Annotated in this window: 23 protein-coding genes and 1 tRNA gene; 13 read left to right on the forward strand and 11 right to left on the reverse strand. The window is 64.2% G+C overall.

Going from position 1 to position 22,496, the window contains the following annotated elements; all coding sequences use genetic code 11:
• The first annotated feature begins 3 nt into the window (after positions 1-3).
• Complete coding sequence (locus A4R29_RS27840) at positions 4-885, forward strand: MurR/RpiR family transcriptional regulator (RefSeq protein WP_013528979.1); 882 nt, start codon at positions 4-6, stop codon at positions 883-885.
• Between the two features lie 15 nt (positions 886-900).
• Here the strand turns inward: A4R29_RS27840 and A4R29_RS27845 are convergent, their stop codons facing one another.
• Together A4R29_RS27845 and A4R29_RS27850 are read right to left on the reverse strand one after the other, a co-directional pair.
• Positions 901-1,212, reverse strand: a complete 312-nt coding sequence (locus tag A4R29_RS27845; protein ID WP_063173311.1) for a DUF167 family protein — start codon at positions 1,210-1,212, stop codon at positions 901-903.
• Positions 1,213-1,225: 13 nt separating this feature from the next.
• A complete protein-coding gene (locus tag A4R29_RS27850) occupies positions 1,226-1,516 on the reverse strand; it encodes a YggT family protein (RefSeq protein WP_013528977.1) in 291 nt (96 codons plus the stop codon).
• A 160-nt stretch (positions 1,517-1,676) separates the two neighbouring features.
• Between A4R29_RS27850 and A4R29_RS27855 the strand changes: the two genes are divergently transcribed.
• From A4R29_RS27855 to A4R29_RS27880, 6 genes are all read left to right on the forward strand, one after another.
• Positions 1,677-1,752 (forward strand) — tRNA-Ala (locus tag A4R29_RS27855).
• A gap of 331 nt (positions 1,753-2,083) precedes the next feature.
• Positions 2,084-2,833: a helix-turn-helix domain-containing protein gene (locus tag A4R29_RS27860; RefSeq protein ID WP_013528976.1), complete on the forward strand. Its 750-nt coding sequence runs from the start codon at positions 2,084-2,086 to the stop codon at positions 2,831-2,833.
• Positions 2,834-3,363: 530 nt separating this feature from the next.
• Entirely contained in the window at positions 3,364-4,326 is a 963-nt protein-coding gene (locus A4R29_RS27865; RefSeq protein WP_244506872.1) for a SagB/ThcOx family dehydrogenase, read from the forward strand.
• A 66-nt stretch (positions 4,327-4,392) separates the two neighbouring features.
• On the forward strand, positions 4,393-4,647 hold the full coding sequence (locus tag A4R29_RS27870) for a hypothetical protein (protein ID WP_013528973.1): 255 nt from the start codon (positions 4,393-4,395) through the stop codon (positions 4,645-4,647).
• Positions 4,648-4,651: 4 nt separating this feature from the next.
• The gene (locus A4R29_RS27875) at positions 4,652-4,909 is read left to right on the forward strand and encodes a LuxR family transcriptional regulator (RefSeq protein WP_013528972.1); all 258 of its coding nucleotides are present in this window, start codon (positions 4,652-4,654) and stop codon (positions 4,907-4,909) included.
• 121 nt (positions 4,910-5,030) lie between these two features.
• Complete coding sequence (locus A4R29_RS27880; RefSeq protein WP_063173312.1) at positions 5,031-5,351, forward strand: hypothetical protein; 321 nt, start codon at positions 5,031-5,033, stop codon at positions 5,349-5,351.
• A gap of 25 nt (positions 5,352-5,376) precedes the next feature.
• Here A4R29_RS27880 and A4R29_RS27885 read toward each other — a convergent pair whose 3' ends face one another.
• The 4 genes from A4R29_RS27885 to A4R29_RS27900 form a co-directional block, all read right to left on the reverse strand.
• Positions 5,377-6,321 (reverse strand): TonB family protein, encoded by a 945-nt coding sequence (locus A4R29_RS27885; protein WP_063173313.1) that lies wholly within the window; start codon positions 6,319-6,321, stop codon positions 5,377-5,379.
• Positions 6,318-6,785, reverse strand: a complete 468-nt coding sequence (gene exbD / locus A4R29_RS27890) for a TonB system transport protein ExbD (RefSeq protein ID WP_013528969.1) — start codon at positions 6,783-6,785, stop codon at positions 6,318-6,320. Before exbD ends, A4R29_RS27885 begins: the two co-directional genes overlap by 4 nt.
• 4 nt (positions 6,786-6,789) lie before the next feature.
• On the reverse strand, positions 6,790-7,761 hold the full coding sequence (gene exbB, locus A4R29_RS27895; protein ID WP_063173314.1) for a tonB-system energizer ExbB: 972 nt from the start codon (positions 7,759-7,761) through the stop codon (positions 6,790-6,792).
• Positions 7,762-7,826: 65 nt separating this feature from the next.
• Positions 7,827-8,618 (reverse strand): ATP-binding cassette domain-containing protein, encoded by a 792-nt coding sequence (locus tag A4R29_RS27900; protein WP_063173821.1) that lies wholly within the window; start codon positions 8,616-8,618, stop codon positions 7,827-7,829.
• Between the two features lie 212 nt (positions 8,619-8,830).
• On the opposite strand from A4R29_RS27900, the gene A4R29_RS27905 reads away from it, so the two are divergent.
• The 5 genes from A4R29_RS27905 (at position 8,831) to A4R29_RS27925 (ending at position 16,457) form a co-directional block, all read left to right on the forward strand.
• Positions 8,831-11,014, forward strand: a complete 2,184-nt coding sequence (locus tag A4R29_RS27905; RefSeq protein ID WP_244506873.1) for a TonB-dependent siderophore receptor — start codon at positions 8,831-8,833, stop codon at positions 11,012-11,014.
• A 25-nt stretch (positions 11,015-11,039) separates the two neighbouring features.
• Complete coding sequence (locus A4R29_RS27910) at positions 11,040-11,900, forward strand: ABC transporter substrate-binding protein (RefSeq protein WP_063173316.1); 861 nt, start codon at positions 11,040-11,042, stop codon at positions 11,898-11,900.
• Positions 11,897-13,900, forward strand: a complete 2,004-nt coding sequence (gene fhuB, locus A4R29_RS27915; protein ID WP_063173317.1) for a Fe(3+)-hydroxamate ABC transporter permease FhuB — start codon at positions 11,897-11,899, stop codon at positions 13,898-13,900. Before A4R29_RS27910 ends, fhuB begins: the two co-directional genes overlap by 4 nt.
• 109 nt (positions 13,901-14,009) lie before the next feature.
• Positions 14,010-15,734, forward strand: coding sequence for an ABC transporter ATP-binding protein (locus tag A4R29_RS27920; RefSeq protein WP_063173318.1), 1,725 nt, complete (start codon positions 14,010-14,012; stop codon positions 15,732-15,734).
• A gap of 36 nt (positions 15,735-15,770) precedes the next feature.
• Positions 15,771-16,457 carry a cysteine hydrolase family protein gene (locus A4R29_RS27925; protein ID WP_013528962.1) on the forward strand — a complete coding sequence of 229 codons (687 nt, stop codon included), beginning with the start codon at positions 15,771-15,773 and terminating at the stop codon, positions 16,455-16,457.
• A gap of 6 nt (positions 16,458-16,463) precedes the next feature.
• On the opposite strand, the gene A4R29_RS27930 is transcribed toward A4R29_RS27925, so the two are convergent.
• Together A4R29_RS27930 and A4R29_RS33445 are read right to left on the reverse strand one after the other, a co-directional pair.
• Positions 16,464-17,405: an LLM class flavin-dependent oxidoreductase gene (locus A4R29_RS27930; RefSeq protein WP_013528961.1), complete on the reverse strand. Its 942-nt coding sequence runs from the start codon at positions 17,403-17,405 to the stop codon at positions 16,464-16,466.
• 110 nt (positions 17,406-17,515) lie between these two features.
• On the reverse strand, positions 17,516-17,671 hold the full coding sequence (locus tag A4R29_RS33445; RefSeq protein WP_013528960.1) for a hypothetical protein: 156 nt from the start codon (positions 17,669-17,671) through the stop codon (positions 17,516-17,518).
• Between the two features lie 289 nt (positions 17,672-17,960).
• Between A4R29_RS33445 and A4R29_RS27935 the strand changes: the two genes are divergently transcribed.
• On the forward strand, positions 17,961-18,728 hold the full coding sequence (locus tag A4R29_RS27935) for an SDR family NAD(P)-dependent oxidoreductase (RefSeq protein WP_024504731.1): 768 nt from the start codon (positions 17,961-17,963) through the stop codon (positions 18,726-18,728).
• 68 nt (positions 18,729-18,796) lie between these two features.
• Here the strand turns inward: A4R29_RS27935 and A4R29_RS27940 are convergent, their stop codons facing one another.
• Genes A4R29_RS27940 through A4R29_RS27950 form a run of 3 tightly spaced genes read right to left on the reverse strand, consistent with a single transcriptional unit; the run spans position 18,797 to position 22,304 of the window.
• A complete protein-coding gene (locus tag A4R29_RS27940; RefSeq protein ID WP_063173319.1) occupies positions 18,797-19,741 on the reverse strand; it encodes an ABC transporter permease in 945 nt (314 codons plus the stop codon).
• Entirely contained in the window at positions 19,738-20,793 is a 1,056-nt protein-coding gene (locus tag A4R29_RS27945; RefSeq protein ID WP_027163023.1) for an ABC transporter permease, read from the reverse strand. The genes A4R29_RS27940 and A4R29_RS27945 overlap by 4 nt, the downstream gene beginning before the upstream one ends.
• Entirely contained in the window at positions 20,793-22,304 is a 1,512-nt protein-coding gene (locus A4R29_RS27950) for an ABC transporter ATP-binding protein (protein WP_063173320.1), read from the reverse strand. The genes A4R29_RS27945 and A4R29_RS27950 overlap by 1 nt, the downstream gene beginning before the upstream one ends.
• Positions 22,305-22,496 lie beyond the last annotated feature (192 nt).

Genomic DNA, 22,496 nt, shown 5'->3' on the forward strand with positions numbered 1-22,496 from the left:
AGCATGAAGACGCCGGCCGACATCATCACGCGCCTGCAACTGATGTCGCAGGACGGAACGAAGTCGGATCGCAAGCTGGCCGGCTTCGTGCTGGCAGACCTCGACTTCGTTTCCAAGGCGGCGATTTCGGAAATTGCCGCGCGCGTCGGTGTCAGCGAGCCGACGGTGACGCGGTTCTGCCGCAACCTCGGCTGCGAGGGCCTGCGCGACTTCAAATTCTATCTGGCGCAAGCCATCGCCATCGGCGGCCAGTATCTGTCGCCGGAGCCGTTGAGCCGCGATGCCCGCGAACAGCGCATCGCTTCCGCCATCACCGAAGCGGCGATATCGGCCATCCAGCGCGCCAGCGAAAACCTCGACATGACGACGCTGGTCGCCGTCGCCGCACGCATCGCGGTTTCCGGCAATGTGCTGTGCATCGGCTCCGGTGGCATTTCGTCGATGATGGCGACCGAAATGCAGAACCGGCTGTTCAGGCTTGGCGTGTCCGTGCTGGCGCAAATCGACGGACAGTTGCAACGCATGTACGCCGCCGTCGCCACCCCCGACACCACGCTGATCGCCTTCTCCGTCTCCGGCTATGCACGATCGGTCATCGATGCGGTGCAGGTCGCCCAGCAATATGGCGCCACCACGATCGCCATCACCCCGCCGGACTCCGCGCTCGCCAAGGTCGCCGACACGGTCATCCATTTCCAGTCGCTGGAAGACGGCAATATCTACAAGCCGACATCGTCGCGCTATGCGCTGCTGTCGATCGTCGACATGATCGTCACCTCGGTCGCCGAGACGCGCGGACCAAGGGTTCTGGAAAATCTGCGCCGCATCAAGCAGAGCGTCAACACGTTGAAAGTTGACGATCCGCGTTTGCCGCTGGGGGATTGACCCCATTGCGAGGCATCAGGAGCCGAGCCCCTCGATGCTCGTCGCCAACATCGCCGGATCGCCAGAAACGCGCACGGTTTTCAGCCGGGAGGTGCCGCCGGCGACAACCGAGACGGCGGACCCCGGCACGCCAATCGCCTTGGCAATCAGCTTTTCGAGCGCATGATTGGCGGCGCCGTTTTCCGGCACGGCGCGGACACGCGCTTTCAGATGGCTTCGCTCGTCCGCCGTGGTCTCGAAGCCTTCGAGCCTGTCCAGCGCAGCCTTCGGCGTCAGCCGGACAAACAGCTCGACGCCATCATCGCGCAGGCGAAACGGCGCGCTCATACGATCATCGGCCTCACAGGACCAGAGGCGCCACACTGGTCAATATGAACTGCCGCAGGAAGAACAGGATCAGAAGCAGGATGATCGGCGAGATGTCGATGCCGCCAAGGTCCGGCATGAAACGGCGGATCGGCCGCAACGCCGGCTCGGTCAGCCGATAGAGCATGTTGCCGATGGAACCGACGAACTGATTGCGCGAGTTGACGACGTTGAAGGCGTAAAGCCAGGAAAAGATCGCCGATGCGATGATGATCCACCAGTAGAGGTCGAGCGCCATGACGATTGTCTGAATGAGGGCGAGCATGCCGGTCTCCAATTGTTGCCGACATGTAGCCATTGCACGCGAAACCGGCAAGGGCCGCCTGCCACGGTGCGCCGGTACGGCTGCCAGGCCACTGGATTTCGGCAAACCTCCGCCTTGACAGGAAACCGCGGCGCCCGATAAATGCGCCCATCCGCTGGACGGGGCTGTAGCTCAGCTGGGAGAGCGCGTCGTTCGCAATGACGAGGTCAGGAGTTCGATCCTCCTCAGCTCCACCAGCGGATTAATTCCTTGCTCTCCGCGCCATATGCAGTCCGCGACGCTCGTCCGGGCTTGCCTCCACGGCTGGCATTTGCCGTGCCGGCGCGCCTAAAAGGCCGCGCGCCGCGCCGCCTGTTTTCGCAATCTCCGGCAAGACTTTTGTCAATTGGACTTATGGCGGAAGCGCTCGTCGATTGTTTCCGTTTTTTTTGCAAACCGCCCCACTAAATTGACGTTACCAAATCAGTTTTTTCTGTGCGTTGTGGCCAAGGCGTTTCGGCGGGGGCGACCGGAGACGCTATATGGATTTCGAGTCGAAATGAAAAATCCGCCTGCGGAAGCAAAGACGTGTCAATTCGCGAGAATCTCGCTGCAAACCTTAGACGGCTGTGCAAGGACCATGCCTCCGTAAGCGCGGTATGCCGTGAGCTGCACATCAATCGCACCCAGTTCGAACGCTACCTGCAAGGGCAGACCGTTCCCAACAAGGCCACAGCCAAGCTGATATGTGATTACTTTCGGATCGACGAGGCGGAACTGTACCAGGATCCCGGCACACCCGAGCCAGTGATGCGCGGCCTGCCGCCGGTGTCCGAGAGCCTGTTCAACCAGATGATCCGCCCTCCCAGCCCTTCGATCGCGGGCGGCACCTATTTCACCTATTTCTCGATCCCGGGCCGCCTCGACCTCCTGGTGCGCTCGGTGACCTTCGTGCGGCGCGAAGCCGAACTGGTCACCTTTCGACGGGTCACCGGGTGGTCGGAGCGCCGGGGATCGACCTGGGCACGAGCGCGCGGCAATCACTATGGCGTGGCGATCTCGCGGCTGAACTGGATTTATTTCAGCGGCATCAATCGCCGCCAGACCGGAGAGCCGTCGCTGATCTCCGTGCAATGGGCTCCCATCTCCGAACCGGTGCTGATGGGCAAGGCCATGCTTCTGACGGAGGCCGGCCCGGCATTCGTGTCCGTCATCATGCGGCGCGACATTGCCAACATCCACGCAAGGGATGCCATCAGCATGGCGCATGTCATCAGTCTCGACGATCCGGGCGTCGACCAACTGGTTGTCAGCCTCACCCGGGACGGGTTGGGCTAATCCCTCGGATCGCCGTGTCTTACGCCAATTAAGAATAAGCGTACGCCGATAAAGCGTACGCCAACGATTGTCTACTCTGTATCTGAATAAAATCGATATTTTACACTTTGGTACCAAGAAAGATAATCCACGCATCCGCCTTCGACTCGTGGTTTTACTATAATTTTAACAAACCATTAACTCTTCCGACCTTACCTTTCTTCGCGCGGATCCCGTTCCGGGGGTCCTTCAACGGATCCCAGATTGGGGTCAGGAAAGGGATAAAAATGGCCAAGAAAGTGACCAATACTCCGAAGCTGACGATTGCCGCCGGCACGCAGACCGTCTTCTTTTCGCAGGGCATGCACTACAACAAGCGCTGAAGCCGTTCTGCGCCGACGAGCGGTTCGCTTGTCGGCGCCTCGGCTCCGCAGATGGCATCCAGCTTCATGAAAATGCGCTCTTCGAAAACGCTTGTTTTCTACCCTGGACCGAACAAGGTCACGGCATGCAACTTCCTGACCAGAAGCGTATTTGAATGCAGCCCTGATATGGTCGGCCTTCTCGCATCGTGGGACAAATGGGCATCGACGGCGGACATTGCCCGCGCCCATGGCTGGTCGAAGTCCGAGCTAAAAGCTGTCGTTCCCCAGTTGCTCGATTTTTCCGCCCTGGTCACCGCCGGATCGCCTCTCGCCGAGCAGGAGGAACAGTTTTCGGGACAATGGAGTTGGGGGCTTCCGACGGCGCTGATGCATTTCTGCGTCCAGGACAGCGAATACATGACCATCGAGCAAGCGGAAGAGCGGCAGATAGAACGCGCCGGCCATACGCCGCAGCCGGACCTCCTGCTCAAGAATTCCGCCGGCGCCATCCAGCTGCCGAATGCACTGGAAGACAACGAACTTCTTGGCTTGATGGCGCGGCGCCGCACCAACCGCACGGCGGCTCAGCCCACCATCACGGCCAAACAGCTTTCCGATTGCCTGTTCGCCGGGCTCGGCATCATCGGTGAGACCGCCAATTGCGTCGGCACCCTGCCGCTTGGCATGACCCCTTCCGGCGGCGCGCGAAATCCCTATGAGGCCTATGTGGTCGCGCTCGGCGTCGATGGCCTCGAACCCGGTGTCTATCACTATTCCGCCGCCGACCACGACCTTGGCAGGATTTCCGCGAACCATCTGCCGAAGATCTCCGAACTGGTCGGCGGACAGGAGTGGGCTGACGCCATGCCGTGCCTGATCCTGCTTTGCGCCAGGCTCGACCGCACGATGTGGAAATATGAGGACGCCAACGCCTATCGTGTCGTGCTGATCGAGGCCGGCCATATCGGCCAGAACATCATGCTGGCGGCCACCAATCATGGCCTGTCGGCGTGCCCGACAGCCGCGCTCAGTCATTCCGCGATCAAGCGGCTGCTTGGTCTCGACAGCCTCACCGACGCACCGATCTATGCCTTGACCCTCTCGACCCCGGAAAGAGATCCCTCCACCGCGGGCCAATCCATCAATTAGTCGACCAACAATGTGTATTCGGCCAGTAACGCGTTCCCAGGGTATAACCAGAGACAGGAGCAGCACGTGCCAAATCAATCCTTACGCCAGTCGGAAATCGATAGTCTTCAATATATTTCGTCGATGACCAATGAGCTCGTGCAAATGGCCGAAGCAAGCCGTTTTCCGATGATCTCCTATCTGCTGGGCATGGCCTATGCAGAGGCCTTCGACGTTCTTCGCGGCGCACGGCCAGCCAGGCACGCGCAGCTCAGCGGCAACCCGCTGCACCCCAAGGCGCAGGCAAAAGACAATCGCGCCGCCCAGCCACGGAGAGCCTAACGAGATGCAATCGTCAGCATGCGCGGTGGCCGGCTCGACCTCGCGGCCAAACCGCTGGGAGACGCTGTGCGCATTGCAAAGCCTGCTGCCGCTGCTGAAGAAAGCCGCGACGGACCTGCGCCGCGCCGACATGGTCTACTGGTTCGAGCAGGCAGATGCCGAGGTCGCCAACATCATCAGGGGCCACCCCTCCGATGCAACCGCAATCCCGGCCCTGATTGCATCCTGCCCGCAGGACCGGCATCCGGTCGCGCTAGCTTGATGCATGTCGCCCGCCAAAACGCCACGCGCTCATTGGCGCCGCTGAAAATGCTCTGCTCACCAGTTTTTCAATTTCAGACCGGAACCTATTGCGCGTCTGTAATGCCAAGGGGGACCTGCACATGAACATGATAGCCAACATCAGAAGCGTCGATGCCAGGGAAAGCATTTTCAGCCGGCTCGACGTCTTGATCGTCAGGCGGCCGCCATCGCCTGACGCCGCGCGGATCGAGGCCCGCCAACTCGTCTCGATGGCGATTGCCGACAGCTGCCAGGCCGACAGTCTCTGGGGTACAGTGGACGCCTTCCACGCCCATTTCGACTTCATGATGCAGACCATCGAAATCAACGGCGCCGATGACCCGAGCCTCGGGCTGTTGCGCACGAAATGCCGTTTCTATCTCGAACAGGTCGAGGCCCTGAGCCTGTCGCTGGCCTACTGACAGGCCGCTTCGACCAAATTCGGTCCTAGTTGCGCAGGCTGAACACGAACGGCGCTGTACGGCTCAGACGCGAACCGAGTTCCGGCGGCGGTGCCGGCACCGTGGCGCCTTGCAGCACGGCGAGCGCCGCACGGTCCAGATCCGCATCCCCGGAGGAACGAGAGAGCCTGGCAGACAGGACCCGGCCGGACGAGTCGACCGTGAAGGCGACATACGGCCTGCCTTCCACGCCTCGGGCCTTGGCAGAACTGGGATAGCGCGTGTGCCGCTTGATCCAGGCACCCAGACGGGAGTCCCATTTGCTGGAGTCGCCGGAGCGCGACGTCGATTCCGCTGCCTTCGGCGCGGCGGTCCTGGCCGCGGGCCGTGCGTCGGCGCTGGCGACGGTTGCCGTCTTCGGCGGAGCCGCCTTCTCCTTCTTAAGCCGCGGCTTGGGCTTCTCGACAGGTTTTTTCGCCTTGGCCTCGACCGGTTTCTTGTCTTTGACAATTTCGACCGGTTTCGGCTGCGGCAAGGGAATGACGACGTCTGGCGTAACGGCCTCGACAACATCCGGGATGACCTCATCCGGCGGCGGCTGATCGGCCTGTTCAGCCGTTTCGGTCCGGTTGGGTTCGGCCTCGTCAGGCGCGACCGCTTCCGGCGGCTCGACAACCGGCTCCGCCTTTTCGACCGGTTCTTCAGGCGTCGGCTCGGTCGTCGGTGTCGGTTCGGTCTGATCTGGCGTCACCGCGTCCAGCGCGGCGACCTGTTCTCGTACGGCCGGCATCACCACCATCGGCGCCATCTCGATCACCTGGGCCGGTGGCGGACCGCCGTCCGCTTCGGTGACCATGGTGAGATTCTGCACTGCATAGGCGACCGCGACATGGGCTCCGAGGACCAGCGCGGCAGCACCGGCCCACAAGCCAAGGTCGCGCCAGCCGAAGCGCGACATCTGGACCGAGGGCACGGCGACCGCTTGCGTCATGGCGCCGCCGCACCGGTGGCTGTGGGCGCGGGGGCATTGGACGCGGGAGCCGTCTCCAGGCCGACCAGCGCGATCTTCAGATAGCCGGCGCCGCGCAACAGGTTCATCGCCTCCATCAGGTCGCCATAGGCGACCGCCTTGTCGGCGCGCAGGAAGATGCGCGTCTGCTTGTCGCCCTTGGTCTTGGCGTCCAGCGTCGCGGCGAAAGCCGGGCGTGGCACGCCGTCATTGCCGATCGCCAGCGTCAGATCGTCCTTCAGCGTCAGGAACAGCGGTGTCTCGGGCCTCGGCGCGGGCGTTGCGGTCGAACCCGGCAGGTCGACATTGACATCCACCGTGGCCAGCGGTGCCGCGACCATGAAGATAATCAACAACACCAGGATGACATCGATGAACGGGGTGACGTTGATCTCGTGGCTTTCCTCGAGATCGTCATCCATGGTTTGTCGGATTCTGCTTCCCATGGCGCTACTCCGCCGCCAGTGGCGCGGCCGGCGCGACGGTGCGGAAGTCGAGGTCGCGGCTGACCAGTCGTTCGACCCCTGCCGAGGCATCGGCGAGGATCTGCCGATAGCCGGCTATCGAGCGGGCGAAGACGTTGTAGATGACGACGGCCGGTATGGCCGCGACCAGGCCCATCGCGGTGGCCAGCAGCGCTTCGGCGATGCCCGGCGCGACCACGGCGAGATTGGTGGTCTGCGCCTGCGAGATGCCGATGAAGGCGTTCATGATGCCCCAGACCGTGCCGAACAGGCCGACGAAGGGCGCGGTCGAGCCGATCGTCGCCAGCACGCCGGTGCCGCGTGACATGCGCCGCGCCGCCGCCGCCTCGATGCGCGACAGGCGCGACGTAACCCGTTCCTTGAGGCCATCGCCTGAGACATGATCGAGGGCGCCGGCTGAGAGTGCGGTCTCCTCCTCGGCCGCCCGCACCAGCAGCGCGCCCGGGCCGCCGCTGCGGTCGAGGGTACTGCTGGCCTGCTTCAGCGTGGCGGCCTTGCCGATCGCCCGCACGGCGCGACGGATGCGCAGCTTGCCGCCGAAAAGCTCCAGCGACTTGGCCAGCCATATCGTCCAGGTGACGAGGGAGGCAAAGGCCAGCCCGATCATCACCGCCTTGACGACGATATCGGCCGCCATGAACATGCCCCATGGCGACAGGTCATGCGGCAAGGTCAATTCCATCGCCGTCGAAGGTCCGGCCTCGGCTGGCGCGGCCGTGTTCGGCTGGGTGCCCGGCTGCGAAGGCGCCATCGTGGCCGGCGGAGCGACTGCCGGTGCGGCGGGCGCCGGCGCAATCGGCGCTGGGGCCGTGGGAGCAGCCGGGGTGGGGGCATCAATCGCCGGCGCGGCACCGGCCGGTTGCTCCTGGGCCATCGCGCTGCCGGCCGACAGGATGACGGATGCGACCAACGCCGCCAACAAACCACTTCTCGACAACAGCTTCTTCCTTGTTCTCACAGCGGCCAGCCGCCTTCTATTTCCCGCCGCCGCACCAGATCTCGTCACTGCACATAGCCGACAGGCTGGCCGGTGACGGGGTGCGCGAACACGCCCATCTCCACGCCGAAAATGCCTTTCAGCACATCGCTGCGCATGATCTCGGCTGGTGTGCCGCGCGTCAGCAGCTTGCCGTCCTTGAGCGCGATCAGCTCGTCGCAGTAGCGCGCCGCCATGTTGGGATCGTGCAGCACGACGACGACGCACAGGTCGCGTTTGCGGCTGAGTTCCTTGACCAGCCCGAGCACCTCGACCTGATGGGCGATGTCGAGTGCCGAGATCGGCTCGTCGAGCAGCATGACGCCGGCGTTCTGCGCCACCAGCATGGCGAGCCAGGCGCGCTGGCGCTCGCCGCCCGACAATTCGTCCACCAGCCGGTCGGCAAAACCTTCCATGTCGGTCAGGGCCAGCGCCTCCTCGACATGCTGCCTGTCCTGCGCGCGGAAACGGCCAAGCGCGCCATGCCAGGGATAGCGCCCGAGCGTCGCCAGTTCGCGCACGGTCAGGCCGGTCGCCGCCGGCGTCGTCTGCGGCAGATAGGCAAGCGCGCGGGCAAATTCGCGGGCGCCCCATTGCGGCAACGGACGTCTGGCGAAAGTGATGGCGCCAGAGCTTGCCGGCTGCTGGCGCGCCATGAGCTTGATCAGCGTCGACTTGCCCGAACCATTGTGGCCGATCAGCCCGTAGACCCGTGAGCGCTGCAGTTCGAGCGAAACCGGACCGAGCAGCGTCCGCTCGCCGACGGCAAAGCGCACCGCGTCGATATGGAAGGCAGTCTGGGCATCAATTCCAGCCATGCTCATGGCTTTTCTCCAGTGCGGCCGCCCGCATTTCCAGATTCCGGCTTTCGACGGCTCATGCCCGGTTGACTATGAAACATGACCTTACTAGTCAACATTGAAGATGACTGCAACGATCAACAAATCGTCGCGACCGGCAATATCGACATGAAATTTGGAAAAGGGGGCGCAGGATGATCTCGGGACGTGGACTGATTTGGCAGGACCGGATGGCGCGAAAGCGCCTGCTGATCGCAGCGGTGTCGGTGCCGGCCCTGCTTGGCTGCGGCCATGCCCTGGCCCAGGAGACGGTCACCACCACCCTGGACCCGATCAACGTCCAGGAACGTGTCGAAAGCGCCTTCGGGCCGGTCAAGGGCTACGTGGCCACCAAGGGCTCCACCGGCACCAAGACCGACACGCCGCTGATCGAGACGCCACAGTCGATATCGGTGATCACCAAGGACCAGATGGAAGCACAGGCGATCGACAACCTCGGCGGCGTTCTGCGCTACACGCCCGGCGCCACCGGCGATCTCTACGGCACCGACAATCGCGGCCTCGGTCTGCAATTGCGCGGCATTTCGAACGCCAGCGGCGTCTTCTACAGGGACGGGCTGCAGCTCAAGGAGAGCAATTTCACCCTGTTCACCGCGCTCGATTCCTACGGGGCGGAACGCTACGAGGTGCTGCGCGGACCAGCGTCGGTGCTCTACGGCCAGGCTAGCCCCGGCGGCATCATCAACTATGTCAGCAAGCGGCCGACCGAGGAAAATCTGCGCGAGATCGAACTCGGTGGCGGCAGCTTCAATCGCTATGAAGGCAAGTTCGATTTCAGCGGTGCCGTGAACGCCGACAAGTCGCTGCTGTTTCGCCTCACCGGTGCCGCTCATATGGGCGACACGCAGACCGATTTCGTCAAGGACGATCGCATCTTCATCGCGCCGGCGATCACCTGGCAGCCCGATGCCGACACCAGCCTGACCATCCTCGCCAACTATCAGCGCGATCGCTCGGGATGGGCGATGCAGTACCTGCCTGCCTACGGCACGGTCGTACCGGGCAAGGACGGCAAGTACCTGCCGAACAGCATGTTCGTCGGCGAACCCGGCTTCGTCTCCTACAACAACGACCAGGCCTCGATCGGCTACGAATTCGATCACCGTTTCAACGAAACCTGGCAGGTGCGACAGCATGCCCGCTACGTCCACCTCACCCACACCGAGGAGGGCGTCTTTGGTGGCGGACTGACGGACTCGAACGGCCTGGAACCTTCAAGCGGCGACTACTACCGTTATGCAGATGCCGGCGGCACCAAACTCAGCGGCGTCACCATCGACAACCAGGCACAAGCCGATTTCGACACCGGGCCGCTTGCCCACACGCTGCTCGTCGGCCTCGACTACAAACGCTACACTTACCGCGACTATGCCTCGGAAGGGACCGTCGAGGACGGTTTCAACATCTTCGATCCGGTTTACGGGTACCCGATCACCGATCTGGCGCCCTACACCGATACCGACACCACCCAGCAGCAGGTCGGTCTCTATGCCCAGGACCAGGTCAAGTTCGGCAACTGGCGGCTGACCCTTGGCGGCCGCCAGGATTGGTCGGATGCCAAGGTCTACGACAATCTGGCCGGCGGCTACATTCCCGAGCAGAAGGACAACGCCTTCACCAGCCGCGCCGGCCTGGTCTATCTCGCAGACAACGGCCTGGCACCCTATGTCAGCTATTCCGAATCGTTCCAGCCGGTGGCCGGCGCCGACAGCGACGGCAATCTGTTCGTGCCCGAGACCGGCAGGCAGTACGAGATCGGGCTGAAATACCAGCCGACTGGCTGGAATTCCTTCATTACGGCATCGGTTTTCGACCTGACCCGACAGAATGTCGTGCGTTCCGGTAATGAGGGCTCGCCCAACGATCTGTTCCAGACCGGTGAGATCCGTTCGCGCGGCGTGGAATTCGAGGCCGTTGCCAGCCTCGATTCCGGCTTCGACCTGAGAGCGGCCTACACCTATCTCGACACGAAGATCACCAGGGCGACCGCTGTCGAAGACGTCAACGGCGTCTGGGTCAGCAACGAGGGCAACACGCCCTTCGGCGTGCCGGCCCATTCCGCATCGCTTTGGGCCAATTACACCTTCATGAGCGGCAAGCTCGAAGGTCTCGGCCTGGGCGCCGGTGTCCGCTATGTCGGCTCGACCTATGGCGACGACGCCAACAGCTTCAAGGTTCCGTCGGTCGTGCTCGCCGACGCGGCGGTGCATTACGCCTGGCAGAACGCCACGCTCAGCCTCAATGCCAGCAATCTGTTCGACAAACGCTACGTCGCCTCCTGCTTCTCCTCGGGCTTCGGCTGCTTCTACGGCGAGGGCCGCAGGATCAACGGTTCGGTGAAATACACATGGTAGAAGCAATGTGGCGGGCCGGCCCAAAATGGCGGCGCTGACACGGCGCCAGTATCTTGCCGGCCTCGCCGCGACCGGTCTCGCTTTGCCGGGCGGCACGGCACGCGCGGCACCTGCCCGCGTCGTCTGCCTGGAATGGACATCGGCCGAAATGGTGGTCTCGCTCGGCGTGTCGCCGCTCGCCGTCGGCGACACGAGGGGTTATGGCGACTGGGTCCAGGGCCCGGCGCTGCCGCAGGCCACCATCGACCTGGGGTCGCGCAGCGAGCCCAATCTCGAACTGCTTCGGGAATTGCGGCCCGACCTGATCGTCGGCGCCTATGGCTATGGCTTGGACGAGAACAGCTTCACCAGATTGGCGCCGACCTTCAATGTGCCGTTCTACAGCGGCAAGGCTCCACCTTACGCGCAGGCGCAGCAGGTGACGCTGCAGCTTGGCAACATGCTTGGCCGTGGGACGGAAGCAGAAAACCTTGTCGGGCGCATCGAAGCCTCGATCGCCCAAGCGCGTGCCAGGCTGGAGCGGGCGGTGCAAAAACCGGTCTGCGTCGTCAGCATGTTCGACGATCGCCATGTCCGCGTCTACGGCGCCGGCAGCCTGCTGCAGGACGTCCTCGACCGGCTCGGCCTCGTCAATGCCTGGACCGGCGCCACCAATGAATGGGGTTTTTCGACGGTCGGCATCGAGGAACTGGTCGCCGTCGGCGAGGCGCAACTGATCTCGCTTGATCCGATCCCGCCGCACGTCAGGATCAGGATCGCCCGCAACTCGCTCTGGGCCAATCTGCCCTGCGTCCGGAACGGCCAGGTGCGGACCATTCCGCCAGTCTGGCCGTTCGGCGGTCTCACTGCTGCCGGGCGTTTCGCCGAATTCGTGGCAGCGGCATGATCGCTCAGGCAATGTCCCTGCCGCGACAGCGCGACGGCCTCGGCGCGCTCATCCTGCTGGTTGCCGTGCCCGCGGGCCTGGCGCTGATGCTGACCGTCTTCGATCTCATCCATGTTCTGCCGACGCACCTGTGGTGGCAGGCGCTCACCGCCCCCGACACATCCGATCCAGTGCAGTTGCTGTATCGCTATGCTTTCCTGCCACGTGTCGCCGTCAGCGTGCTGGCCGGCGCGGCGCTCGGTCTCGCCGGTGTCGTCATGCAGCATGTGCTGCGCAACCCGCTGGCCGAGCCGACCACGATCGGCACCAATGCCGGAGCAAGCCTCGCTTTGGCGGCCGCCACCCTCTACGCACCATGGCTGCTGGAAGGCGGCCGTGAAGGGGTGGCGCTGGCTGGCGGCGCTCTCGCCACATCAGCCGTTTTCGCACTGGCGCGCGGGCGCAGCTTTTCGCCAGTGTCGATCATCATCGCCGGCCTCGTCGTCAGCCTCAGTTTCGGTTCGGCCGGCGCGCTGCTGATGGCGCTCAACCGCGAATACACCGAGGAGCTGTTCATCTGGCAGAGCGGCTCGCTGGTGCAGAATGGCGATGCGGCCGTCGCTGCTCTGGCGCCGTGGCTGCTGGCCGGCATCTGCGCCGCGTTCCTGCTCTGGCGACCGCTACGCCTGCTCGATCTCAGCGACGACGGCGCGGCATCGCTCGGCACCCGCCCGGCCGTCATCCGCCTTGCCGGCATGGCAGTCGCCGTCTCGCTTGGCGCGCTGGTCGTCGCCGAGGTGGGCGTCATCGGGTTCGTGGCGCTCGCCGCCCCGGCGCTGGTGCGGCTGGCCGGAGCGCGCACGCTTGGCCGCCGCCTGGTCTGGTCGCCGCTGGTCGGCGGTGCCCTGCTCTGGCTCACCGACCGTCTGGTGCAGCATTTGCCGTTCACCGGCGAAATCCCCGCCGGCACCGCGACCGCTTTGCTCGGCGCGCCGCTGCTGCTGTTCCTGTTGCCGCGAATGCGAACCACCCCCGAAAGGCAGGCCGACATGGTGTCGTCGATACGCCTGCCGACAAACGGCCTGCCGTTGATCGCGGGCCTGCTGGCGCTCATCCTCGCGGTTGTCCTCGCCATCGGCTTTGGCCGTGGCGCAGGCGGTTGGCACTGGATCGCATCCGAGGATTTGACCGAGCTGCTTGCCCTGCGCGCGCCTCGCGTCGTCGTAGCCCTGTCGGCGGGCGTCCTGCTCGCGGTCGCTGGCACGCTGATGCAGCGCATGACCGGCAACCCGATGGCAGCACCCGAAGTGCTCGGCATTTCCGGCGGCGCCTCTTTCGGCGTGCTGGCGCTGCTGTTGCTCAGCGACGGCTTCGACCGCGCGGCAATGCTCGGCGCCGCACTCGCGGGCGCCTTGCTGGCGCTGACGATCGTCGTGCTGGTCGGGCGGCGCAATGCACTGTCGCCGGCGCGGCTGCTGCTTGCCGGCGTCGCCGTGGCGACGGTCGCGTCGGCCTTCGCCGCGCTGCTTCTGGCCAGCGGCGATCCGCGCACGGGCTTCCTGCTCGCCTGGCTATCGGGATCGACCTATCGCGCAACGCCCAATGATGCCTTCACTGCCGCTGCGGTCGCGGTCGCCGTCCTCGCGCTGGCGCCGCTGACGGCGCGCTGGCTCGATATAGTGCCGCTCGGCGAAACTGCCGCGCGTGGCCTTGGCCTGCGGCTTGGACGGGTTCGCGCCATTCTGCTGGCACTTACCGCGCTGGCCACCGCAACCGCGACATTGGTCATCGGCCCGCTGAGCTTCGTCGGCCTGATGGCGCCGCATCTCGCGCGCATGCTCGGCTTCCGCCGTGCCGTGCCGCAGCTTCTGGCCTCGGCCATGACAGGCGGGCTGATCCTCGTTGCCGCCGACTGGGCCGGCCGGACGCTGATCTTTCCCTGGCAGGTGCCGGCCGGGCTCATCGCCGCCTTCGTCGGCGGCCCCTATTTCATGGCGCTGATGTGGAAAGGCAGGCAATGAAGTCGGCCCTGGCATATTGCCGGCCCTGCCCTGCCGATTGTAAGCAGCGCCCATCGATGGCGGCCGGTGCCCTCGCCGCGTCCATCAAGACAGCTTGCGGTTCACCTCGATGATCAGACGTTTCCTGTCCTATTACGCGCCCTGGAAGGGGCTGTTCGCGCTCGACTTCTCCTGCGCGGTGCTGGCCGGCCTGCTCGAACTCGGCTTTCCCATGGCGGTCCGCACCTTCGTCGACCAGCTCCTGCCACGGCAGGACTGGACGCTGATCATCATCGCCTCGGCCGGGCTGCTGGTAATCTATCTGCTCAACACGGTGCTGATGGCGGTCGTCACCTATTGGGGCCACATGCTTGGCATCAACATCGAGACCGAGATGCGGCGCAAGAGCTTCGATCATCTGCAGAAACTGTCGTTCCGCTTCTACGACAACCACAAGACCGGCCATCTCGTCGGTCGCGTCACCAAGGATCTCGAGGAGATCGGCGAGATCGCGCATCATGGCCCCGAGGACCTGTTCATCGCCATGATGACCTTCGCCGGCGCCTTCGTGCTGATGTTCACGGTCAACATGCATCTGGCGCTGATCACGGCGGTGATCGTGCCTCTGATCGCCTGGGTGACGATGCGCTACGGCGACCGCATGGAGCGCAACTGGCAGGCGCTCTACCGGCGTGTCGGCGATTTCAACGTCCGCATCGAGGAGAATGTCGGCGGCATGCGCGTCGTCCAGGCCTTCGCCAACGAGGAGCATGAGCGCACGCTGTTCGCGCATGACAACCAGCGCTACCGCCAGACCAAGCTCGACGCCTACCGCATCATGTCGGCCAGCAATTCGCTGAACTACATGGGCATAAGGCTGATCCAGCTCGTGGTCATGATTGCCGGCAGCTACCTCGTCATTACGGGAGGCCTGAGCAATGGCGGCTTCGTCGGCTTCCTGCTTTTGGTCGGCGTCTTCGTGCGGCCGATCGAGAAGATCAATTCGGTGATCGAGACCTATCCAAAAGGCATTGCCGGCTTCCGCCGATACACAGAGTTGCTCGACACCGAACCCGACATCGCCGACCGGCCCGGTGCCGTTACCGCCAGCGGCCTCAAGGGCGACATCGAATATCGCGGTGTGAGCTTCGGCTACGGCGACGGCAAGCCGGTGCTCAGGGATATCGATCTCACCATCGGCGCCGGCGAAACCATCGCCTTCGTCGGGCCGTCGGGTGCCGGCAAGACCACCATATGCTCGCTGCTGCCGCGGTTCTACGAAGTCAGCGCCGGGCGGATCAGCATCGACGGCATCGATATCAGGGACATGACGCTCGCTTCGCTGCGCGGCCAGATCGGCATCGTCCAGCAGGATGTCTTCCTGTTCGGCGGCTCAATCCGCGAAAACATCGCCTATGGCCGTCTAGGCGCCTCCGACGACGCCATCGCCGATGCCGCGCGGCGGGCGCAGCTCGACGGCATGATATCAGGCCTGCCGGCCGGTTATGACACGATCATCGGCGAGCGCGGCGTAAAACTGTCCGGCGGCCAGAAGCAGCGGCTGGCGATCGCCCGCATGTTCTTGAAGAACCCGCCGATCCTGATCCTCGACGAGGCGACGTCGGCGCTCGACACCGAGACCGAGCGCGAAATCCAGAAGTCGTTGGCCGAACTTGCCGAAGGCCGAACCACGCTGGTCATCGCACACCGGCTGGCAACGATCCGCGGCGCCGACCGCATCGTCGTCGTCTCGGAGTCGGGCGTCGTCGAGCAGGGGTCGCACAGCGAACTGATCCGTGCCGGCGGAATCTATCGACGCCTGCACGACGCCCAGCATCTGGTGTCATCGCGTTGATCCACTATGGTAGCGGCCAAAGCAGGGAGCGCCCGGATGATCAAGGCAACGCCCTTCGACTTTCCCTTTGACGGCAGGCTGGTGGCCGAAAACACCGCGCTGATCGTCATCGACCTGCAGCAGGATTTCCTGTCGACGACGGGCTACTTCGCCAGGCAGGGCTATGACCCGTCGCCTCTGAGGGCGATCCTGCCGACGGTGAGCCGGCTGATCGCGGCCGCGCGCAAGGCCGGCGTCAGGGTCATCCATACCAGGCAGGGCTATAGGGCCGACATGGCCGATATGACGCCTTACGAAAAATGGCGCCGCAAGCGCTCCGGTCTCGACGGCACCGATATCCTGCTGCGCTCGGGCACGGGGTTCCAGATCGTTCCGGAGATCGACGTGGCACCGCACGACATCATCGTCGACAAGACCTGCAACAGCGCCTTCATTTATACGGATTTCGAGCTTGTGCTCCGCGCGCAAGGCATCACGCATCTCATGTTTTCCGGATGCACGACGGATGTCTGCGTCCACACCACGCTGCGCGAAGCCTGCGACCGCAACTTTCAATGCCTGACGATTTCCGACGCCTGCGCCAGCGGCGACAAACAAGCCCACGAGGCCGCGCTTCATATGGTGACGGTCGAAGATGGCGTCTTCGGCGCGCTGGCGGATTCGGGCGCTGTCATTGAAGGCCTGTCGCGGCTTGGCGACAGGCCCGAGGCAACAAAAGGCTGAAGGACTTCAGCCCGTTGCGCGCGTCTCCAATCCTGCACGAGACGCATATGCTCCAGGCTGGAATGCCTCGTGTTCGCGACGCGCCAGCGAATTGCGCAGCAGGGCGATCGTTTCCCGGCCGAGCGTTGCGATCTCGCGTGGCGTGTCGACGCCGACAATCATGAATTCATCGATCCCGAGGGCTGCATAGGCAAGCAGCGACAGGGCGGCCTGGGCTGGCGGCCCGGCAACATCGACCGCCTTGTGGCCGGAGGCGGAAGCACCCTGGTGAATCCCGACCGGAAGCGCGAAGCGCAGCTTGCCGGCCCGGCCATGTTCGGCGGCGGAGCGGCGCACCCGCTCCATCAATTGCCGGATCTCGTCGATCGAGCCCGGCGCCAGTTCAAAGACATCGGCATGCCGGCCGGCCACCTTGAGCGCCGTTCCGGACTGCCCGCCCATGCGGATGACCAGGTCGGCGCCGTGCGGTCCCTTGCGCGGCACGTAGCCGCCCTTGATGCTGTAGAACGTTCCTTCGTGGTCGAAGGGCCGGTCGTTCGACCACAGCCGCTTCAGCAGCACCAGATATTCGTCTATTCGCTGCCAGATGACGGTGTGCCCGACCGGCCGTGTTTCGGCGTCGGCATCGCTCAGCGGCTCGCTGATCATTCTCAGCGCCAGGCGTCCGCCGCTTTGCCTGTCGATCGACGCCAGTTGGCGGGCCGCCACAGTCGGTTCGACCACGCCCGCCCAATGGGTGAGCACGACTTCCAGCGACGAGGTGCGATCGAGCACCTGGGCCGCAAGATCCATGTTGGTCAGCAGTCCGGCCGAATCGTCGACGACGATCTTGCGGAAGCCGCCGTCCTCGATCAGCCCGAGCTTGGTCGCGGTCTCGGCAAAGTCGTAGAAAAAAGGAACCGCGGCATCGGCGGTCTTGCCGGGAATATGCGTGAACTCGATCGGCATTGCCATGTCCTCCGTGGTGTCGGGCGCGCGAAAGCACGCCGAGGATTCGGTTCATTCAACTCCAATTGCCTGTAAGTGGTGGGGCAGCTAACCCCGGTCGATCTGACGACTCAGGGAATAAGACCCAGAACAACGGCCCCGGTGAACACGAACGCAAGGGCAAAGACGAGATAGGCGAAAGCCCCGGCATAGGCCGGGCGGAAGGTCTGGGCATTGGCCGCCCGCTGACCACTGCGATCCGTCTGGGCGTTCTGGATATAGGACATATCAACCTCCGTCTCGTCGGTTAATCTATAAAACTTGTAGACTTTGTCGATTGCTATTTTTCGGTCAAATCTAGAATAATTTTCTCTTAGGTGATGGGAAGTTGGTAGCCACTTGCCTACAGGGGCACTCGGGCGGCCGATCCGTATGGCGCGTCCGTTTTCGGGTCTGCGTCCGAATGGACCTATGACCTTGGCCTCGCGGCACTCAATTCGTGGATTGGCCGCCCGGCGCCGGCGCGGTAGCATCGCCCAACCAGCAAAGCGAAATCGTCACATAGGGGCAAAAAAAATGGGCACAAGACTGGCCGGCAAGGTCGCCATCATTTCGGGCGGCGCGACGGGAATGGGTGGAGCAGCCTCGGAGCTGTTCGCCGCCGAAGGCGCCAAGGTGGCGATCATCGACCGCAACGGCGAGGCGGCCGCCGCAACCGCAGCGACAATCAGGGCACGCGGCCATGTCGCCGAGCATTTTGTCGCCGACGTCTCCGACGAGGCACAGGTCGAAGCCGCCGTGAAGGGTGCTATCGAAAAACTCGGGCCCATCACCGTGCTGTTCAACCACGCCGGCACCATCGTGATAAAGCCCTTCCTGGAGACCACGGTGCAGGAATGGGATTGGCTGCATGCCGTCAATGTGCGCTCGATGTTCCTGATGACGCGCGCCGTTTTGCCCGGCATGATTGCGGCGGGCGGCGGCTCGATCGTCTGCACCTCGTCGATCTCGGCGGTGGCGGCTACTCCCAACGAAGTGCTCTATGACACCACCAAGGGCGCCTGCCACATGTTCGCCCGCGCCATCGCCGTCGAGTTCCGCGACCGCAACATCCGCTGCAACGCCGTCTGCCCGGGCTTCATCCGCACGCCGCACGGCCTGCGCGAGGTTGCCGACCTCGGCAGGCTCGGCGTCGATGTCTCGGACGCAGCGCTGGCCGCGCAGCAGGGCCGCATCGGCGAGCCGGAAGAGGTGGCGAGGGCGGCGCTTTACCTGGCCAGCGACGAGTCGAGCTTCGTCAACGGCACGCATCTGTTCGTCGACAACGGTTTTACGGCGATGTGAGGCGACGCCTGGCGCCCTTCCTCTCCCCCGTCGATCGGGGGAGAGGAAATGGCACCAAGCCCTGCTTGCTAACGCTCCTCCCTGCGAAATGGCTTGAGCAGCGCCGACGGTGCCACCGCGTTGCGCGACATCACAGCCATGGCGACGATGGTGAAGATGAACGGCAGCATCAGGAACGCCTCGTAGGGGATGTGTCCGAGCCCGCTCGCCTGCATTCGCAGCTGCAAGGCATCGACGAAGGCGAACAGAAGTGCCGCACCCGCCGAGCGCCATGGATCCCAGCGGCCGAAGACGACCAGCGCGATGGCCACCCAGCCGCGCCCCGACACCACGCCGAAGGTGAAGGCGTTGAACTGCGCCATCGACAGGAAAGCGCCGGCCAGTCCCATCAGCGCCCCGCCGAGAATGACCGCCTGGAAGCGGGTAGCAATGACGCTGACACCGGCGGAATCGGCGGCGCGCGGGTTCTCGCCGACCATGCGCACCGATAGGCCCCAGGGCGTACGGTAGAGCACGAAGGCGGCAAGCGGGATGGCTAGGATCGCCATGTAGACCAGCGCGAACTGGTTGAACACCGCCGGCCCAATCACCGGAATATCAGACAGCAGCGGGATCGGCAGCGTATGAAAACCATTGATGTTGGGCGGCACAGACTGCTGGCCGAAGATCAGCCGGTAGAGGAAATAGGCAAGGCCCGACGAGAACAGCGTCACGCCGATGCCGCAGACATGCTGGCTGAGGCCGAGCACCACCGTGAACAACGCATGCAGCGCACCCATCAGCATGCCGGTCAGCACCGCCGCCAGCACGCCGAGCCACAGGCTGCCGCTGAGGCTGGCAGCGGTGAAGCCTGTCATCGCCGACAAAAGCATGATGCCTTCGATGCCGAGATTGAGCACGCCTGCCCGTTCCGAGAACATTTCGCCCAGCGTTGCAAAAGCCAGCGGCGTGGCGATGCGGATGATCGCGGCCAGAAAGCCGACCTGGAAGATCTGTTCGAACACCGCGCTCATCGGGCAACCCCGACGCGGCGGATGCGATAGGCGGTGAACAGCAGCGCCACCAGCATGGCGAGCAGTGCGGTGCCCTGGATGACATCGCTGAGGAAGGCCGGCACGCCGGTCGCCCGCGACATCGCCTCGGCGCCGGTCATCACGGCGGCAAGGAAGATCGCCGCCGGCACGACGCCAAGCGGGTTGAGCCGCGCCAGCATGGCAACGACGATGCCGGAATAGCCGTAGCCCGGCGAGATGTCGCTCATCACCTGGAAATGCACGCCGCCGACCTCGCCGACGCCGGCCAGTCCGGCCAGCGCGCCGGACAGCAGCGCTGTCGAGATCAGCACGCGCTCGACATGGATGCCGCCATATCTGGCCGCTTCCGGGTTTTCGCCGGTGACCCTTATCCTGAAGCCGAGCGTGGTGCGCACGATCAGGAACCAGATCAGCGGTGCCGCCAGCAGCGCCACGATAACGCCGAGATGCAGCCTTGTACCTTCCATCAGCACAGGGAAATTGGCCGAATCCTCTATCGGCGGCGAGATCGGATAGCCGCTGAAGGAGTCCTTCCACGGTCCTTCGATCAGCGCCATCAGCGCGTAGTAGATGACCGAGTTGAGCAGCAGCGAACTGACGACATCGTCGACCTTGAATTTTACCCTGAGGGTCGCCGGCACCAGCGCGACCGCGGCCCCGGCCGCAGCGCCTGCGACCGCCATCAACACCATAGCGAGCGGTCCCGGCATCGGGATGGCGCCGACAAAGCAGCTGGCCACCGCGCCGGCCAGCAATTGACCCTCGGCGCCGATGTTCCAGAATTTTGCCCGGAAGGCGACCGCCACCGCCAGTCCGGTGAAGATCATCGGCGCGGCGCGCACCATCGTTTCGGTGATCGCATAGCTGTCGCCCAGCGAGGCCGTGAACATCACGCCATACGCGTCGAGCACGCCGGCGCCGGCCAGCGCGATCAGGCCGCTGCACAGGACAAGCGTCGCGCCGATAGCCAGCAGCGGCAAAGCGAGGTTGAACCAGGCCGGCGTGGAGGTGCGGACTTCCAGGCGAAACATCAGCTGTGCCCCTCCGCCCCGGTCATCATCAGGCCGAGCTGTGCGATCGTTGCATCGGCGCTGTCGAGCGTGCCGACAATGCGGCCCTCATACATCACCGCGATGCGATCGCAGAGCACCAGCAGCTCTTCCAGATCCTCGCCGATGACGATGATGCCGCAGCCCTTGGCCCGCATGTCGAGGAACTTTTCGTGGATGAAACGCGCCGCGCCGATATCGAGCCCGCGCGTCGGTTGCGAGACGATCAGAACCTTCGGGTCGAAGGCCAGTTCGCGTGCCAAGAGCGCCTTCTGCAGATTGCCGCCGGACAGCGCTCCCGCGCGGGTCATCGGCCCGGGGCACCTTATATCATAGGCCTTGATCTGCTCTTCCGCGAAGGCGCGGATCGTATCCGGCTTGAGCAGGCCCTTGCTGCTGAACGCGGCGGTGCCGATGCGCGGCAACACCATCGAATCCGCGAGCGGCAGGTTGGTAACCAGCCCCGTCGTCATACGGTCTTCCGGGATACGGCCGAGACCGAGCGCCTGCACCTCGCGGGGCGAAAAGCGTGAGACTTTCTGGCCGGCGATCGTCATCCGGCCGGCGTCAGGTACGCGCACGCCGGAGATGACCTCCGCCAGTGCGCGCTGGCCATTGCCCGACACGCCGGCAATGCCGAGGATTTCGCCTGCACGCACGGCAAGCGACACGTCGCGCAGCGCCGTACCCGAATGACGCGAGGTGGAAATGCCGTCGAGGATCAGCACCGCAGCACCCGGCGTCGATGGTCCCCGCGCCGGCGGCACGATCTCATGGCCGCACATCAGTTGCGCCATTGCGGACGATGTCGTGTTGGCGGGATCGTCGACGCGGCCGGCGACGCGCCCATGCCGCAGCACTGTGCAGCGATGCGTCAGTGCCCGCACCTCGTTGAGCTTGTGCGAGATGAAGATGATGCCGAGCCCTTGCGCCGCCATCGACCGCAACGCCGAAAACAGCCCGTCGACCTCGCTCGGCGCCAGCACCGCCGTCGGCTCGTCGAGGATCAAGAGCCTGGCGCCGCGAAACAGTGCCTTGACGATTTCGAGCCGCTGCTGCTCGCCGACCGACAGCGCCGAGACCGGAAGATCGGGATCAAGCGTCAGCCCATGCTGGCGGCCGATCTCGGCCAGCCGCGCCAGCCCGCCGGCGCGGTCGATCCGCCCTGTCTTGCCGGGAATGCCTATCAGCAGGTTCTCCAGCACCGTCAGCCTTGGCGCCAGATGAAAATGCTGGTGCACCATGCCGATGCCGGCGGCTAGCGCATCGGCGGAACTTGTGATCCGCACCGGCCTGCCCTGGATGAGAATCTCGCCGGCGTCGGGCGCATAGGCGCCGAACAGCACATTCATCAGCGTCGTCTTGCCGGCGCCGTTCTCGCCCAGCAACCCGAGGATTTCGCCGGGCGCGACGCTGAGATCAACGGCCTCGTTCGCCTTGACGGCGCCGAAGCTCTTGGTGATGCCGCGCATTTCGATGAGGGGGGCGGACAAGGGGGCTCCTGAACGGACGGGCTTTGCGATTCAACTTTGATTGAGAGGAATGCGCTGCACCCCCCTCTGGCCTGCCGGCCATCTCCCCCTCAAGGGGGAGATTGGATGTCATATCGGCTTTCGCCAATTTTCTTGAAAGAACAGCGCGTCGCCGAAACTGCTAATCTCCCTCCTTGAGGGGGAGATGTCCGG

Origin of the sequence: Mesorhizobium ciceri biovar biserrulae (assembly GCF_001618845.1) — a bacterium.
Classification (GTDB): Bacteria; Pseudomonadota; Alphaproteobacteria; order Rhizobiales; family Rhizobiaceae; genus Mesorhizobium; species Mesorhizobium ciceri.

Excerpts from the sequence above, each read along its gene's own strand:
- A4R29_RS27840 (WP_013528979.1), top strand. The coding sequence starts at position 4 with ATGAAGACGCCGGCCGACATCATCACGCGCCTGCAACTGATGTCGCAG.
- A4R29_RS27845 (WP_063173311.1), bottom strand. The coding sequence starts at position 1,212 with ATGAGCGCGCCGTTTCGCCTGCGCGATGATGGCGTCGAGCTGTTTGTC.
- A4R29_RS27850 (WP_013528977.1), bottom strand. The coding sequence starts at position 1,516 with ATGCTCGCCCTCATTCAGACAATCGTCATGGCGCTCGACCTCTACTGG.
- A4R29_RS27865 (WP_244506872.1), top strand. The coding sequence starts at position 3,364 with ATGGTCGGCCTTCTCGCATCGTGGGACAAATGGGCATCGACGGCGGAC.
- A4R29_RS27875 (WP_013528972.1), top strand. The coding sequence starts at position 4,652 with ATGCAATCGTCAGCATGCGCGGTGGCCGGCTCGACCTCGCGGCCAAAC.
- A4R29_RS27880 (WP_063173312.1), top strand. The coding sequence starts at position 5,031 with ATGAACATGATAGCCAACATCAGAAGCGTCGATGCCAGGGAAAGCATT.
- A4R29_RS27885 (WP_063173313.1), bottom strand. The coding sequence starts at position 6,321 with ATGACGCAAGCGGTCGCCGTGCCCTCGGTCCAGATGTCGCGCTTCGGC.
- exbD (WP_013528969.1), bottom strand. The coding sequence starts at position 6,785 with ATGGGAAGCAGAATCCGACAAACCATGGATGACGATCTCGAGGAAAGC.
- A4R29_RS27900 (WP_063173821.1), bottom strand. The coding sequence starts at position 8,618 with ATGGCTGGAATTGATGCCCAGACTGCCTTCCATATCGACGCGGTGCGC.
- A4R29_RS27905 (WP_244506873.1), top strand. The coding sequence starts at position 8,831 with ATGGCGCGAAAGCGCCTGCTGATCGCAGCGGTGTCGGTGCCGGCCCTG.
- A4R29_RS27910 (WP_063173316.1), top strand. The coding sequence starts at position 11,040 with ATGGCGGCGCTGACACGGCGCCAGTATCTTGCCGGCCTCGCCGCGACC.
- fhuB (WP_063173317.1), top strand. The coding sequence starts at position 11,897 with ATGATCGCTCAGGCAATGTCCCTGCCGCGACAGCGCGACGGCCTCGGC.
- A4R29_RS27920 (WP_063173318.1), top strand. The coding sequence starts at position 14,010 with ATGATCAGACGTTTCCTGTCCTATTACGCGCCCTGGAAGGGGCTGTTC.
- A4R29_RS27925 (WP_013528962.1), top strand. The coding sequence starts at position 15,771 with ATGATCAAGGCAACGCCCTTCGACTTTCCCTTTGACGGCAGGCTGGTG.
- A4R29_RS27930 (WP_013528961.1), bottom strand. The coding sequence starts at position 17,405 with ATGCCGATCGAGTTCACGCATATTCCCGGCAAGACCGCCGATGCCGCG.
- A4R29_RS33445 (WP_013528960.1), bottom strand. The coding sequence starts at position 17,671 with ATGTCCTATATCCAGAACGCCCAGACGGATCGCAGTGGTCAGCGGGCG.
- A4R29_RS27935 (WP_024504731.1), top strand. The coding sequence starts at position 17,961 with ATGGGCACAAGACTGGCCGGCAAGGTCGCCATCATTTCGGGCGGCGCG.
- A4R29_RS27940 (WP_063173319.1), bottom strand. The coding sequence starts at position 19,741 with ATGAGCGCGGTGTTCGAACAGATCTTCCAGGTCGGCTTTCTGGCCGCG.
- A4R29_RS27945 (WP_027163023.1), bottom strand. The coding sequence starts at position 20,793 with ATGTTTCGCCTGGAAGTCCGCACCTCCACGCCGGCCTGGTTCAACCTC.